14 protein-coding genes are annotated in these 13,866 nt (G+C 69.4%); 5 read left to right on the plus strand and 9 right to left on the minus strand.

From position 1 onward, the window contains the following. The first annotated feature begins 20 nt into the window (after positions 1-20). Positions 21-809: a LysR family transcriptional regulator gene (locus tag BMY74_RS36595; protein ID WP_089924161.1), complete on the plus strand. Its 789-nt coding sequence runs from the start codon at positions 21-23 to the stop codon at positions 807-809. Here BMY74_RS36595 and BMY74_RS36600 read toward each other — a convergent pair. After that, a complete protein-coding gene (locus BMY74_RS36600; RefSeq protein ID WP_089924164.1) occupies positions 784-1,335 on the minus strand; it encodes a hypothetical protein in 552 nt (183 codons plus the stop codon). The genes BMY74_RS36595 and BMY74_RS36600 overlap by 26 nt on opposite strands. Before the next feature lie 97 nt (positions 1,336-1,432). Between BMY74_RS36600 and BMY74_RS36605 the strand changes: the two genes are divergently transcribed. Next, positions 1,433-1,954, plus strand: coding sequence for an HNH endonuclease (locus BMY74_RS36605; RefSeq protein ID WP_089924168.1), 522 nt, complete (start codon positions 1,433-1,435; stop codon positions 1,952-1,954). Between the two features lie 101 nt (positions 1,955-2,055). Here the strand turns inward: BMY74_RS36605 and BMY74_RS36610 are convergent, their stop codons facing one another. From BMY74_RS36610 to BMY74_RS36620, 3 genes are all read right to left on the minus strand, one after another. Then, on the minus strand, positions 2,056-4,896 hold the full coding sequence (locus BMY74_RS36610; protein WP_089924174.1) for a vitamin B12-dependent ribonucleotide reductase: 2,841 nt from the start codon (positions 4,894-4,896) through the stop codon (positions 2,056-2,058). A 70-nt stretch (positions 4,897-4,966) separates the two neighbouring features. Beyond that, positions 4,967-5,437 (minus strand): transcriptional regulator NrdR, encoded by a 471-nt coding sequence (gene nrdR / locus BMY74_RS36615; RefSeq protein ID WP_089924179.1) that lies wholly within the window; start codon positions 5,435-5,437, stop codon positions 4,967-4,969. 261 nt (positions 5,438-5,698) lie between these two features. Next, the gene (locus BMY74_RS36620; RefSeq protein WP_089924185.1) at positions 5,699-5,992 is read right to left on the minus strand and encodes a hypothetical protein; all 294 of its coding nucleotides are present in this window, start codon (positions 5,990-5,992) and stop codon (positions 5,699-5,701) included. A gap of 223 nt (positions 5,993-6,215) precedes the next feature. Between BMY74_RS36620 and lexA the strand changes: the two genes are divergently transcribed. Next, entirely contained in the window at positions 6,216-6,893 is a 678-nt protein-coding gene (gene lexA, locus BMY74_RS36625) for a transcriptional repressor LexA (protein WP_177230106.1), read from the plus strand. A gap of 110 nt (positions 6,894-7,003) precedes the next feature. Here lexA and BMY74_RS36630 read toward each other — a convergent pair whose 3' ends face one another. From BMY74_RS36630 to BMY74_RS36640, 3 genes are read right to left on the minus strand one after another with little or no spacing between them, the layout of a single operon-like run. After that, the gene (locus BMY74_RS36630; RefSeq protein WP_089924192.1) at positions 7,004-7,918 is read right to left on the minus strand and encodes an NHL repeat-containing protein; all 915 of its coding nucleotides are present in this window, start codon (positions 7,916-7,918) and stop codon (positions 7,004-7,006) included. Positions 7,919-7,956: 38 nt separating this feature from the next. Beyond that, a complete protein-coding gene (hflX, locus tag BMY74_RS36635; protein ID WP_089924195.1) occupies positions 7,957-9,417 on the minus strand; it encodes a GTPase HflX in 1,461 nt (486 codons plus the stop codon). 27 nt (positions 9,418-9,444) lie between these two features. Further along, the gene (locus tag BMY74_RS36640) at positions 9,445-9,945 is read right to left on the minus strand and encodes an ArsR/SmtB family transcription factor (RefSeq protein ID WP_281245032.1); all 501 of its coding nucleotides are present in this window, start codon (positions 9,943-9,945) and stop codon (positions 9,445-9,447) included. Positions 9,946-10,003: 58 nt separating this feature from the next. Between BMY74_RS36640 and BMY74_RS36645 the strand changes: the two genes are divergently transcribed. After that, on the plus strand, positions 10,004-11,245 hold the full coding sequence (locus tag BMY74_RS36645) for an MFS transporter (protein WP_089924203.1): 1,242 nt from the start codon (positions 10,004-10,006) through the stop codon (positions 11,243-11,245). Then, positions 11,238-12,119 carry an SMP-30/gluconolactonase/LRE family protein gene (locus BMY74_RS36650; protein ID WP_089924205.1) on the plus strand — a complete coding sequence of 294 codons (882 nt, stop codon included), beginning with the start codon at positions 11,238-11,240 and terminating at the stop codon, positions 12,117-12,119. The genes BMY74_RS36645 and BMY74_RS36650 overlap by 8 nt, the downstream gene beginning before the upstream one ends. A 40-nt stretch (positions 12,120-12,159) precedes the next feature. Here BMY74_RS36650 and dapF read toward each other — a convergent pair whose 3' ends face one another. Together dapF and miaA are read right to left on the minus strand one after the other, a co-directional pair. Then, positions 12,160-12,966, minus strand: coding sequence for a diaminopimelate epimerase (gene dapF / locus BMY74_RS36655; protein ID WP_089924208.1), 807 nt, complete (start codon positions 12,964-12,966; stop codon positions 12,160-12,162). After that, complete coding sequence (gene miaA / locus BMY74_RS36660; RefSeq protein WP_089924427.1) at positions 12,954-13,859, minus strand: tRNA (adenosine(37)-N6)-dimethylallyltransferase MiaA; 906 nt, start codon at positions 13,857-13,859, stop codon at positions 12,954-12,956. Before miaA ends, dapF begins: the two co-directional genes overlap by 13 nt. Positions 13,860-13,866: the final 7 nt, after the last annotated feature.

A 13,866-nucleotide genomic window follows, 5' to 3' on the forward strand; every position in this document is an offset into this window, starting at 1 on the left:
TTCTGACCTACGCTGGTCGCATGGATTTGGACCTGCGGAAGCTGCGGTACTTCGTGGCGGTCGCGGAGCACCTGAACTTCGGCCGCGCCGCCGAGGCCCTGCACATCGCGCAGCCGGTGCTGTCACGGCAGATCCGCGCGCTGGAGGCAGAGCTGAAGGTCCAGCTGTTCGACCGTTCCTCCAAGGGGACCGTCCTGACGCCGTCCGGGGAGCAGCTGCTGGCCGACGCGCGGCCGTTGCTCGCGCAGGCTTCGGCCCTGCTGCGACGCGTGGGCGCGGCCGGCACGTTCTCGGTCGGGTTCATGCCCGGCCTGATCATCACGCCCGCGGTGCGGCTGCTGGCGTCACGGCATCCCGGGCTGCGGGTCGACGTGGTGCGCACGACGTGGACGGACCAGGTCGACGTGATCCACGACGGCCGCGTCGACGTCGGGTACGTGCGGCTGCCGGTGCCGGTGGACGGGCTGGGGATCGCGCCGCTCTCCACCGAACCGTGCGTGGCCGTGCTCCCGGCGACGCATCGGCTGGCGGGCAAGGAGAGCGTGCGGCAAGCGGACCTGGCCGGCGAGCGGATCGTGCACCACGACAGCACGCCGGGGATCCGGTCCGTCGAGGAGAAGCTGGAGCACGTCGCGCTGCACGGCGGAGTGACGATCCTGCCGTTGTCGACGGCGGTGTTCTACTCGCGCGAGGACCTGGTGCACGTGCCGGTGGAGGACATCGCGCCGAACGAGGTCGCGCTGGCGTGGGCCGCCCACCGGCACACGCCGCTGATCGACGACTTCATCTCGATAGCCCGGCAGGTGTGAAGACGAAGCTGTCGCGGAAGCCGCCGTCGCCGCGCCTCGTCGCCATGAGCCGCATCTCGGGCATGAAGTGGAAGAACACGAGCGCCCCCGACCTGTCCGGGTAGCCGAGCGTCTTCGAGTACTTGGGGTTCGTGCCGCCCAGCCACAACGGCGGCTCGCCGTACTCGGCGATCACGTCGTCGAGCAGGCAGTCGTGCTCGCCGAGCACACCGGGGATGCGGCTGTCCGCGTCGAGGCTGAGCCAGCCCTGCCGGTGCGCGAGGTCCGCGTACACCGACGCCATGACGTCCTCGCTGCGGTGGCCGAGCACCTCGTGCACCGCTCCGCTGACCATGGCCGCGTTCGCCGCGCCGCGCTTGACCAACGACTCGAGCTCGTTCTGCCACCGGTCCGTGCGGTCGTCGGCGAACGCCAGCGCGTCGAGCAAGGTGAGGATCACCGCCTCACCGCCGTACATGCCGGGACGCCGGACAGCGGCGTTGAGCTGTCCGAGCAGGTAACGGCGTAAGTCGTCGAACGAAGGCATCTATCCCCCTTAATGCGAGATGTTCTATCAGTTGCGAGTGGGCGAAACGGAATCGCCTTCACGACCGACAGGGGAGGCAAGAACTGGGGAGGACCACTTGGGCATCACCAACCGGCAGGTCGTCGCGTACTGGGTCGAGCACGAGGTCGACCTCGTCATCGACTGGAGCACGGCCCACGAACGCTGCTGGCGCTGCGGTTACAGGTCCTCACTGGAGCAACACCTCGTCGTGCCGCCGTCCATGGGCGGCGTCCGCACCACGGACAACGTCGTGCTGCTGTGCGGCCGGTGCGTCAGCGAGTCGCCGAGCCACCAGGACCCGCAGTACCTGTGGCGCTGGCTGCGCGCGACGTCCGTGGCGGTCAACGACACCTACTGGACGCTGCGGGGCTGGGAGGAGTTCGAGGTCATCTTCGGCCGCAAGCCCCTGGAGTGCTTCAAGGAGGCGGGGGTCGACCACCGCTCGCTGAACGCCGAGTGCCGGGCGCTGGCGGCCGACGAGTTCGCGAAGACCGTTGTCCGCTTCGGGGAGGGACGGCTCAACCCGTCGACGATCGCGTGCGTGATCGCGGAGGTCGAGAAGAAGCTGGCGGACCGTCACGGCATCAAGCTGCCGTGACGGTCCGCAACTCCGGTTGCAGCGTCTAACAGGCGGGGCCTCGAACGCGTGACGCGTCGAGGCCCCGACCGCTGTTCGGCTACAGCGTCCAGCTACCGCTGTCAGCTGCAGCCGGAGGTGCTGCCGCAGCCCTCGCACAGGTAGCACGAGCCGGCCGGGCGCATCTTCGTGCCGCAGGTCATGCACAGCGGCGCGTCGGCGGCCTTGCCGAGGTGCAGCTCCAGCAGCTCGGTGGAGCTGCCGACGTGCTTCGGCGTCTCGACGACGGTCTCGACCTGCTTCGGCGCGGCCTCGACCGCTTCCACCGACTGGCGCAGACCCTCGAGGTCCACGTCGGACGTCACCGGGCCGCCGTACTCGCCCGCGACCTGCGCCGAACGCTCGTCGGCGGTGAAGATGCCGAGCTGCGCGCGCTTGTCGTAGGGCAGGTAGTCGAGGGCCAGGCGGCGGAACAGGTAGTCGAGCACCGACGTCGCGATGCGGACGTCCGGGTCGTCGGTCATGCCCGCCGGCTCGAAGCGCAGGTTCTGGAACTTCGAGACGTAGAACTCGAGCGGGATGCCGTACTGCAGGCCCACGGAGATGGACATCGAGAACGCGTCCATCACGCCGGCCAGGGTGGAGCCCTGCTTGCCGAGCTTGACGAAGACCTCGCCGAGGCCGTTGTCCGGGTACGAGCCGGCCGTCAGGTAGCCCTCGGCGCCACCGACCGTGAACGACACGGTCTGCGACGGGCGCTTCTTCGGCAGGCGCTTGCGGACCGGGCGGTACTCGACGACGGTCTCGCTGGCGGCCTTCTTCTCCTCGGTCGCCTTCGCGCCCTTGCCGGCGGACAGCGGCTGGCCGACCTTGCAGTTGTCGCGGTAGATCGCGAGCGCCTTCAGGCCGAGCTTCCAGCCCTGGTAGTAGATCTCCTCGACGTCCGCGACCGTCGCCGTCTCCGGCATGTTGACGGTCTTGGAGATCGCGCCGGACAGGAACGGCTGCGTGGCCGCCATCATCCGCACGTGGCCCATGGGCGCGATGGAGCGCTCGCCCATGGCGCAGTCGAAGACCTCGTAGTGCTCGCGGCGCAGGCCCGGCGCGTCGACGACGTGGCCGTGCTCGCCGATGAACTCGACGATCGCCTCGATCTGCTCGTCGAGGTAGCCGAGGGCCTTCAGGGCGCGCGGCACCGTCTGGTTGACGATCTGCATCGAGCCGCCGCCGACGAGCTTCTTGAACTTGACCAGGGCCAGGTCCGGCTCGATACCGGTGGTGTCGCAGTCCATCATCAGGCCGATGGTGCCGGTGGGGGCCAGCACGGACGCCTGGGCGTTGCGCCAGCCGTTCTTCGCGCCGACCTCGAGGGCCTGCTGCCAGGCCTCGGTCGCGACCTTGTGCACCGCCGAGTCGTTCGCGTGGTAGGTGCGGATCAGGTCGTTCGCGGCGGCGTGCTTGCGCATGACGCGCTGGTGCGCGGTGGCGTTGCGCTTGTAGCCGTCGTAGGCGCCGACGATGCCCGCGAGCTCCGCGGAACGGCGGTACGAGACACCCGTCATCAGCGAGGTGATGGTCGCGGCGAGCGCGCGGCCGCCCTCGGAGTCGTACGCGTGGCCGGTCGCCATCAGCAGGGCGCCGAGGTTGGCGTAGCCGATGCCGAGCTGGCGGAACTTGCGGGTGGTGTCCGCGATCGGCTCGGTCGGGAAGTCCGCGAAGCAGATCGAGATGTCCATCGCGGTGATGATCAGCTCGACGGCCTTGGCGAACGTGACGGCGTCGAAGCGGCCGTCGTCGCCGAGGAACTTCATCAGGTTCAGCGACGCGAGGTTGCAGCTCGAGTTGTCGAGGTGCATGTACTCGGAACACGGGTTGGACGCGGTGATGCGGCCCGACTCGGGGCAGGTGTGCCAGTCGTTGATCGTGTCGTCGTACTGGATGCCGGGGTCGGCGCACTCCCACGCGGCCTTGGCGAGCTTGCCGAACAGCTCCTTGGCGTCGACGCGCTCGATGACCTCGCCGGTCTGGCGGCCGCGCAGGCCGAAGTCGTTGCCGGCCTCGTAGGCGTGCATGAACTCGTCCGACACGCGGATCGAGTTGTTCGCGTTCTGGTACTGCACGGACACGATGTCCGCGCCGCCCAGGTCCATGTCGAACCCGGCGTCGCGCAGCGCGCGGATCTTGTCCTCTTCGCGGGCCTTGGTCTCGATGAACTCGACGACGTCCGGGTGGTCGACGTCGAGGACGACCATCTTGGCCGCGCGGCGGGTGGCACCACCGGACTTGATGGTGCCCGCGGACGCGTCGGCGCCGCGCATGAACGACACGGGGCCGGACGCGGTGCCGCCGGAGGACAGCAGCTCCTTCGAGGAACGGATGCGCGAGAGGTTCAGGCCGGCGCCGGAGCCGCCCTTGAAGATCAGGCCCTCCTCGCGGTACCAGTTGAGGATCGACTCCATCGTGTCGTCGACCGCGAGGATGAAGCACGCGCTGACCTGCTGCGGCGAGCTGGTGCCGACGTTGAACCACACCGGCGAGTTGAAGCTGAACACCTGGTGCAGCAGCATGTAGGTGAGCTCGTGCTCGAAGATCTCGGCGTCCTGCTCGCCCGTGAAGTAGCCGTGCTCCTTGCCGGCGCCCACGTAGGTCTTCACGACGCGGTCGATCAGCTGGCGCAGCGACTGCTCGCGCTTCTCGCTGCCGACGGCACCGCGGAAGTACTTGCTGGTGACGATGTTCGTGGCGTTCACCGACCAGGACTCGGGGAACTCGACACCGCGCTGCTCGAAGTTCACCGAGCCGTCGCGCCAGTTCGTCATGACGACGTCGCGGCGCTCCCACGTGACCTCGTCATAGGGGTGGCGGCCTTCGGTGGTGTAGACGCGCTGGACCTTCAGCGCGGCAGGCTTGGCAGCCGCCCGTGCGGCTGTCTTCTTGGCTGAGCCGCCGACGGTCTCGGTCACGGTGGATCTCCCTCGTACTGGTGCTTCAGGAAAAAAGATGGCTTGCCTCGCGCGCTTCACCGCGCGCGGATCACTGCTCGGCCGGTGCTTCCTCGGCTCTCGCAGTGCGAAGATCAAGGATTTCCTTCTCGAAGTCCTCGACGGACGAGAAGGACCTGTAAACGCTCGCGAAGCGCAGATACGCGACCTCGTCGAGTTCACGCAGGGGGCCGAGAATGGCGAGTCCCACCTCGTGGCTCGCGATTTCCGCGCACCCCGTCGACCGGATCGACTCTTCCACCTGCTGCGCGAGCACCTGGAACGCGTCCTCGTCGACCGGGCGGCCCTGGCACGCCCTGCGCACGCCGACGACGACCTTGTCGCGGCTGAAAGGCTCCGTCACGCCGGAGCGCTTGACCACGGCGAGAACCGCTTCTTCGACCGTGGTGAACCTTCGGCTGCAGCTGTTGCAGGAGCGGCGACGACGGATCACCTGACCCTCGTCCACCTCGCGGGAGTCGACCACCCGCGAGTCCGAATGGCGGCAGAACGGACACCGCACGCCACCTCACCCCTTCCCCCGCGCAGCAACCATCGCAGCAGCCTCACTGGTCGGGTTACCCACAACCTGTGGACTACTTACAACGGTGCAACCACTAGATGTAGGGGTAGAACCTAGATCGCAACCGACGCCGACGCAACTCGACACACCACTCGAACGGGGGAACGTTGCGCCGATCAGCGGCGATTACGCAAAAAAGCCCGCCGGTGACGGAGCGTTCACGTCACGGCGGGCGCCAGAACACAAGATGTGGGGGTGGAGCTACGGGGTGACCCCCGCCTGCTGTAGGTAGAGCACGCCGAGCGCGACCACCGTGAGTGCGCTCAAGACGCCGACCGCGATCAGTTCGAACAACGACTCGCGCTGCGGCCGGACCTCGCACGAGCTCGACTCGCGCTTGGCCGGGACGACGACGGGATGCGGCCTCGTCGCCGGACGGCGCGGCATGACCCGGGGACCCGAACGGAGGGGACGTCCCGCCGCGACGGCAGCGACGTCACTGCCCTCGCCACCCGGCAACCGCTTCTCGACGAGCACCGCCATCACGACCTCCATCGCAGGTCAACCACCTTGATCGAACAGGGGTTCGATCGAACGTCCGTGCGAATTTCTACCAGACCCGCTCTCCGAACGCCACAACACGCGGCCAAATACCTCGAACAGGTGTTTGATCTGTGCAGCAAACACGACTACCGTCGACCACGAAGATCGACGGAGTGCCGGAATCCCATTCGAACTGGGGGCGGCGAGGAGGACAGCGACCGTGGCAGGCAAGACGATCGACCCGGATCCCGCTCTTGTGGAGACACAGGTGAACGAGATCGCGGGAAACGCCGGCCTGACTCTGCGTCAGCGCAAGGTGCTCGACGTGATCCGCGATTGGGTCGACCGTTTCGGCTACCCGCCGAGCGTGCGCGAGATCGGCGAGGCCGTGGGCCTGACGTCGACCTCGTCGGTCGCGTACCAGTTGCGCGCGCTGGAGCGGAAGGGCTTCCTGCGCCGCGACCCGAACCGCCCGCGCGCGGTCGGGATGCTGCCCACCGAGATCGACCCCGGTCTCGACCCGATGTCCAAGCCGACGCCCGCGTACGTGCCGATGGTCGGCCGGATCGCGGCCGGTGGCCCGATCCTGGCCGAGGAGTCGATCGAGGACGTGTTCCCGCTGCCGCGCGAGATCGTCGGCGAGGGTGAGCTGTTCCTGCTGCGCGTCGTCGGCGACTCGATGATCGACGCCGCGATCACCGACGGCGACTGGGTCGTGATCCGCAAGCAGCCCACGGCCGACCAGGGCGAGATCGTCGCCGCCATGATCGACGGCGAGGCGACGGTGAAGACGTTCAAGCGCAAGGACGGCCACGTGTGGCTGATGCCGCACAACCCGGCCTACCAGCCGATCAACGGCGACGAGGCCACCATCCTCGGCAAGGTCGTGACGGTGCTGCGGCGCCTTCCGTAGTTCTCGACGGACTCAGAGCCCAGAACTGATATATCGGTTCCGGGCTCAGGCGTGTCTGCTGTTGTGACGCCGGAATCCTTGGCCGTCCGCCACTGCTCTCCGGGCGGCGGTCAGGCTCGGCGGCGGAAGCGCAGGCCGATGACGAGGGCGACGACAAGCACCAGCCCGCCCAGGCTGAGAGCCAGGGGCCAGTTCTGCCACGAGCCGTTCGACGAGTCCGCGGGTGCGGCCTGCTGCTCGTCGGCCGGTGGCGGTGGCGTCGTGGTCGTCGGCGCGGGTGGCTGGGCCAGGGCCGCGGCGCCCGCCACGGCGCGGATCGGGGTGCCGGCGCCCTCGGACGCCGAGAGCAGGGTGCCGTCCGGGTCGAAGGCGATGGCCTCGCCCTGGGGTTCGTTCGGCAGCGGGACTCGGACCGGGTCGCCGGACAGCGCCTTGACGACGTCGCCGTCGGGGACCGGGTAGAGGTACGCGTCGGTGTAGGTGCGCAGGGCGATGACGGAGCCGTCGGCCGTGGAGGCCGCTCCGGTCACCAGGCGCGAGTCGAGGGTGCCCTCCAGGGGGCCGCCCGGGGTGTCGGTCGACGACAGCGACACGCGGCCGACCTGCTCCAACGGCACCGATATATCAGTTCGCAGCGGGGCTGTGGGGCGGTAGACCAGCGCGGAGCCGAGGGGTTCCTTGGTGATGATGTACGGCGTTCCGGACTTGTCGACGAGCAACGCCTCGGCGTCGTGCTTGCCGTCCGGGTAGGTGACGCGGAACCGCTCCACGGCGCCCGAGGGCGAGACCTTGTGCAGGGCGACCGTGGAGCGGGACTTGTTGTTGTCGCCGGTATCGGACGCCCAAAGGGTGCCGTCCGGCGTCATCGCCAGGTCCTCGACGTCGTACGGGTCGACGGGCGCGGTGATCGTGCGCTTCACGACGCAGTCGCGGCCCATGACCTGGATGCGCAGCGTGCCGTTGTCGCTGTCGCTGACGGCGAAGAACTCTGAGCCGTTGGACGTGAGCCCGGAGAGCTCCTGCATGGCTACCGGGCACACGTCCACCGGTGGAGGCGGGAGGATCAAGCAGGCGTCCCGTTCGTCGCGAACTCCTCCAGGACGCCGGCCAGGTCCGGGCGCACCCGAGCGCTGATCAGCGTGCCCGACTCCGTGTGCTTCTCGGACAGCATCTCGCCGTCGCGGTGCACGCGGGCGACGACCTCGCCGCGCGCGTACGGCACGAGTGCCTCGACCACGACCTCGGGACGTGGCATCAGGTCGGCGATGCGGACCCGCAGCTCCTCGATGCCGGTTCCCGAGTGCGCCGACACGAACGACGCGTCCGGGAACAGGTGCCGCAGCCGGGCCATGCCCAGGTCGCCCACCGCGTCGATCTTGTTCACGACGAGCAGCTCGCGCGGCATGGGCGCGTCGGCCTTCTCGTTGATCTCGGCGAGGACCTGGCGCACGGCCTTGACCTGCTGTTCCGGCATGGCGTCGGAGCCGTCGACCACGTGCACGAGCAGGTCGGACTGGCCGACCTCCTCGAGCGTGGAGCGGAACGCCTCGACCAGCTGGTGCGGCAGGTGCCGGACGAAGCCGACCGTGTCGGTCAGCGTGTACGGCAGGCCTTCGGGCGTCAGCGCGCGGCGCGTCGTCGGGTCGAGGGTGGCGAACAGCGCGTCCTCCACCAGGACACCGGCGCCCGTCAGCGCGTTGAGCAGCGACGACTTGCCCGCGTTCGTGTAGCCCGCGATGGCGACGCTCGGGATCTCGTTCGCCGTGCGGCGGCCCCGCTTGGTCTCGCGGATGACGCCGATCGCGGCGATCTCGCGGCGCAGCTTGGCGATGCGCGCGCGGATCCGGCGGCGGTCGGTCTCGATCTTGGTTTCACCGGGACCGCGCAGACCCACACCGCCGTTGCCGCCGCCGGCACGACCACCGGCCTGCCGCGACAACGTCTCACCCCAGCCGCGCAGGCGCGGCATCAGGTACTGCAGCTGGGCCAGCTCGACCTGCGCCTTGCCCTCCTTGGACCGCGCGTGCTGCGCGAAGATGTCCAGGATGAGGGCGGTGCGGTCGATGACCTTGACCTTGAGCTTCTCCTCCAGCTGACGCAGCTGGCCCGGCGAGAGCTCGCCGTCGCAGATCACCGTGTCGGCGCCGGTCGACTGCACGACGTCGCGCAGCTCGGAGACCTTGCCGGACCCGATGTACGTCGCCGCGTCGGGCTTGTCCCGCCGCTGCACGACGCCTTCGAGGACCTCGGAACCCGCGGTCTCGGCGAGGCGCGCGAGCTCGGCCATGGAGGCGTCGGAGTCGGCTGCCGTGCCCTCGGTCCACACCCCGACGAGCACGACCCGCTCCAGGCGAAGCTGCCGGTACTCGACCTCGGTGATGTCCTCGAGCTCGGTGGACAGCCCCGCGACACGGCGCAATGCGGCGCGTTCGGCGAGTTCGTAGTCACCCGTCGAGAAGTCGTCTTCCCACGACTCGTCGTCGAACTGGGGGTCGAACTCTGTGCTCTGGATGTTTTCCGTCATTTGCCCTTCATCGTCCCACGGACCTGTTCAGTCCCCCGGATACACCGCGAGGTAGATCGCCACACGGGGAACATCCGGCTTGACCGGTTGCGCGGCCAACTCCTCCATCAACGCTTCGAGCCGCTGCTTTAGTTCCTCCGGGTCGACGGTCACGACCAGGCGGCTCTGATCCACGTCTCCGAGCCCGATGTCGGCGACCTCGCCGAGGAAAGCGTGCAACATCGCCTCGCCGACGGCGACCGCATTTTCGCTGTTGTCGAGTTCCCAGGACAGCTTCGTGGACCGGTAGGGGATCTCCTTGGCGCCCCGGTTGCCCGCGCGGGGCGGCATCGCCTCCAGGAATCCGGCGGCCACGAGTTTGCGCACGTGGTGCAGGGTCGTGGCCGGGTCCTTGCCGAGGCGCCGCGCCAGCTCCTTGTTGGTGAGGGGGCGGTCGAACGTCATGCGGATCATCCGCAACCGCAGGTCGGAGCTCAGGGCGGCGGCTTCCTCGCTCGTCGCGGGCCGGCGTCTCCTCGGGGGTGGCACCCGCCCAGTGTAAGTGAGTGATTGACAGTTTCCAATCACTCGGCGCAGACTCCCCTGCATGACGCTTTGGGGGCATCAGGACTTCCGCCGGCTGTGGATCGGCGACACCATCAGCCAGTTCGGCGCCAGTGTCGGCATCACGGTGATCCCGCTGCTCGCGGCGGGGGTGCTGAACGCGACGCCGTTCGAGATGGGGTTGCTGGCGGCGGCGAGCACGATGGCGTTCCTGCTGATCGGACTGCCCGCGGGCGTCTGGGTCGACCGGATGCGCCGCAAGCCGCTGATGATCGCGATGGACGTCGTCCGCGCCGCGCTGATGCTGAGCGTGCCCGTCGCGTGGTGGCTGGGCGTGCTCGACCTGCCGCAGCTGGTCGTGGTGAGTCTCGCGATCGGCGTGTGCACGGTGTTCTTCGACGTCGCCTACCAGTCGTACCTGCCGTCGCTGGTCGGGCGGGACCAGCTCGTCGAGGGCAACTCGAAGCTCCAGGCCAGCATGTCCGTCGCCGAGGTGTCGGGACCCGCGATCGGCGGCTACGCGGCCCAGTTCCTCGGCGCGGCCAACGGCGTGCTCGCGACCGGCCTCGGCTACCTGAGCTCGGCGCTGTTCCTGGCCGGGATCCGCACGGCCGAACCGGCGCCGGAACGCCACCCGGACCCGCACCTGCGCCGCGAGATCGTGGAGGGGCTGCGGTTCGTCTTCAGCAACACCACGCTGCGCAAGATCGTGGCCTGCACCGGGACGTCGAACTTCTTCCACGGCATCCAGAACGCCGTCAGCGTGCTGTTCCTGCTGCGGGTCGCCGGGTTGAGCGAGGGAACGGCGGGCCTGGTCTTCAGCGCGAGCGGGGTGGGCGGCGTGCTCGGCGCGATGGTCGCGCACCGGCTCGGCGTGCTGATCGGACAGGCCAGGATGATCTGGTTCGTACCACTGCTGACCTGGCCGTTCGTCCTGCTGATGCCGTTCACGACGCCGGGCTGGGGCATCGTGTTCGCGATGGCCGGGCTCGCGGTCAGCGCGTTCGGCGTCGTCGTCTACAACATCGGTCAGGTGAGCTACCGGCAGGCGATCTGCCCCGATCACCTGCTGGGCCGCATGAACGCCTCGATCCGCTGGGTCGTGTGGGGCGCGACGCCGCTGGGGGCGCTGCTGGGCGGCGGGCTCGGCTCGTGGATCGGGATCGTGCCGACGCTGTGGGTCTCGCTGATCGGCTCGGTGGCCGGGATGGGGTGGGTGCTGTTCTCGCCGTTGCGGTCTATGCGGGACCTGCCGACCACGTCTAGCGTCGAGGCCCATGGCTGAGACGAAGGTTGTGCGCGACGGTCTTCACTTCGGCGAGACACCGCGGCGCGGCCCCGATGGCCGCCTCTACTACTCCGACTTCTACGCGGGCGAGGTGCACGCCCTCGACCTCGCCGGGGGCGACGACGAGGTCGTCGCCGCCTTCGACGGCCAGCCCTCGGGCCTCGGCTGGCTGCCGGACGGCACCCTGCTCGTCGTCTCGATGCTCGACCGGACGGTCCGCAAACTCGTGAATGACGAACTGGTCGTCCACGCCGACATATCGGATATCGCGACCTTCCACGCGAACGACATGCTCGTCGACGCCGAGGGCCGCGCGTACGTCGGCAACTTCGGTTTCGACCTGCACGGCCTGATCGACGAGGTCGGCATCCCGCGGCTGCTCGAACCGGACTTCGACCCGCTCGGCGCCAAGCTCGCGCTCGTCGGGCCCGACGGGTCCGTCCGCGTCGTCGCCGAGGACCTCAAGTTCCCGAACGGCATGGCGTTGCTCCCCGACCCGAGCGGCGAGGCCGAGAGCGGGAACGTCCTGGTCGTCGCCGAGACCGTCGCGTTCAAGCTCACGGCGTTCTCGGTCGACCGCGACGGGTCGCTGCGGGGCCGCCGGGTGTGGGCCGACGTGAAGGAGCTCGGGATCGCGCCGGACGGGATCGCAGGCGACGGCGACGGCGTGTGGGTGGCGCCGGCGTTGCAGCCCGCGGTGTTCCGCATCGCCGAGGGCGGCAAGGTGACGCACAAGGTCGAGACGACGCAGACGTGCTTCGCCGTCGCCGTCGTCGACGACCACCTCGTGTGCCTGACGGCGCCCGACTCGAACCCGTCCGTGGTCAAGCCCGACCGGCTGGGGAAGATCGAGGTCTACGAGCTCGCCTGATGCCCGACTGATATATCGGATATCGGCTGGGCCGGACCAGTTACACGAGGGCGTCCCACCAGGACTTGTCGAGCTCGCCGCGCGCGACGAGCACGGCAGGTCCGGTGAGCGTCGACGTCGTCGGCTCGATCGTCACGCGCACCTGGCCGCCGAGGACGTCGACGGTGGCCTCACCGGTCGTGCGGCCCTGGCCGGCGAGCCACGACGCGACGGACGCGACGGTGCCGGTGCCGCACGAGCGGGTCTCGCCGACGCCGCGCTCGTAGACGCGCATGCGCAGCGCGTTCTCGCCGATGACGTTGATCAGCTCGACGTTCACGCCGTGCGGGAACATCACCGGGTCGAAGCCGGGTGGCACGGTGAGGTCGAAGCTCCCCACCGGGAGGTCGGTGACGCACGCCAGGTGCGGGTTGCCGACGTCGACCGCGAAGCCGCCGATGCCGGCGCCGTCGACCGCGGCGATGGACGTGCCGGTGACCCGCGCGGGGCCCATGTCGTTCGTGACGGAGCCGTCCGGGTGCGTCGTCACCGTGCGGTCGCCGGCGCGGGTGCCCACCACGAACGACCCCTGCGGCTGGTGGCCCGCGTCGACCAGGTAGCGGGCGAAGACGCGCAGGCCGTTGCCGCACATCTCGGCGATGGAGCCGTCGGCGTTGCGGTAGTCCATGAACCACTTGCCCCCGGAATCGCCACCGGAACGCACGACGCGCAGCACGCCGTCGGCGCCCAGGCCGCGCTGCCGGTCGCACAGCGCCTGCACGCGGGCGACGGTCAGGTCCAGCTGGTCATCGAGGTCGGGCAGGACGACGAAGTCGTTCTCCGTGCCGTGCCCCTTCACGAACTCCACGGGACAAGGCTACCGGCGGCGTCCAAGAGATCCGGCCGAGCACCGTCGAGCCAGGTGATGCGCCGGTCGCGCCGGAACCACGACCGCTGCCGGCGCACGAACCGGCGGGTGGCGCGCTTGGTCTCCTCCGCGGCGAAGTCGATCGTGCAGGCTCCGTCCATTGCGGACAGGACCTGCTGGTAGCCCAGGGCACGTGAAGCCGTCTTGCCCTCACGCAGGCCGAGCCGGACCAGTGCGCGCACCTCGGCTTCAAGGCCCGACTCGAACATCACGTCCACGCGCCGGTCGACGCGCGAGTCCAGTTCGGACACCTCGCGGTCGATGCCGATCTGGACGGTGCCGTACCGCGCGGGGCCGGGCTTGGGGAGGTTCGCGGAGAACGGCTGCCCCGTCAGCTCGATGACCTCCAGCGCGCGCACGATGCGGCGGCCGTTGGACGGCAGGATCGCGATCGCGGCGGCCGGGTCGAGCTCCCGCAACCGCTGGTGCAGCGCCTCGGGCCCGACGGACGCCAGTTCGGCCTCGAACCGCTCGCGGACCGCGTCGTCGGTGCCGGGGAACTTCAGGTCGTCGAGCACCGCCTGGACGTAAAGCCCCGAACCTCCGACGAGGACCGGCGGGCGCCCGGCGGCGAGCAGGTCCTCGACCACGGCCCGCGTCTCGCGCTGGTAGGCGGCGACGGACGCGGTCTCGGTGACGGACAGGACGTCGAACAGGTGGTGGGGCACGCCGCGGCGTTCGGGCACGGGCATCTTCGCCGTGCCGATGTCCATGCCGCGGTAGAGCTGCATGGCGTCGGCGTTGACGACCTCTCCCCCGAACCGCTCCGCGAGCGCGACGGCCAGGTCGGACTTGCCGGTCGCGGTGGGTCCGACGACGGCGATGGGCGTGATCGGGGTC

Origin of the sequence: Lentzea albida (assembly GCF_900111005.1) — a bacterium.
Lineage (GTDB): Bacteria > Actinomycetota > Actinomycetes > Mycobacteriales > Pseudonocardiaceae > Lentzea > Lentzea albida.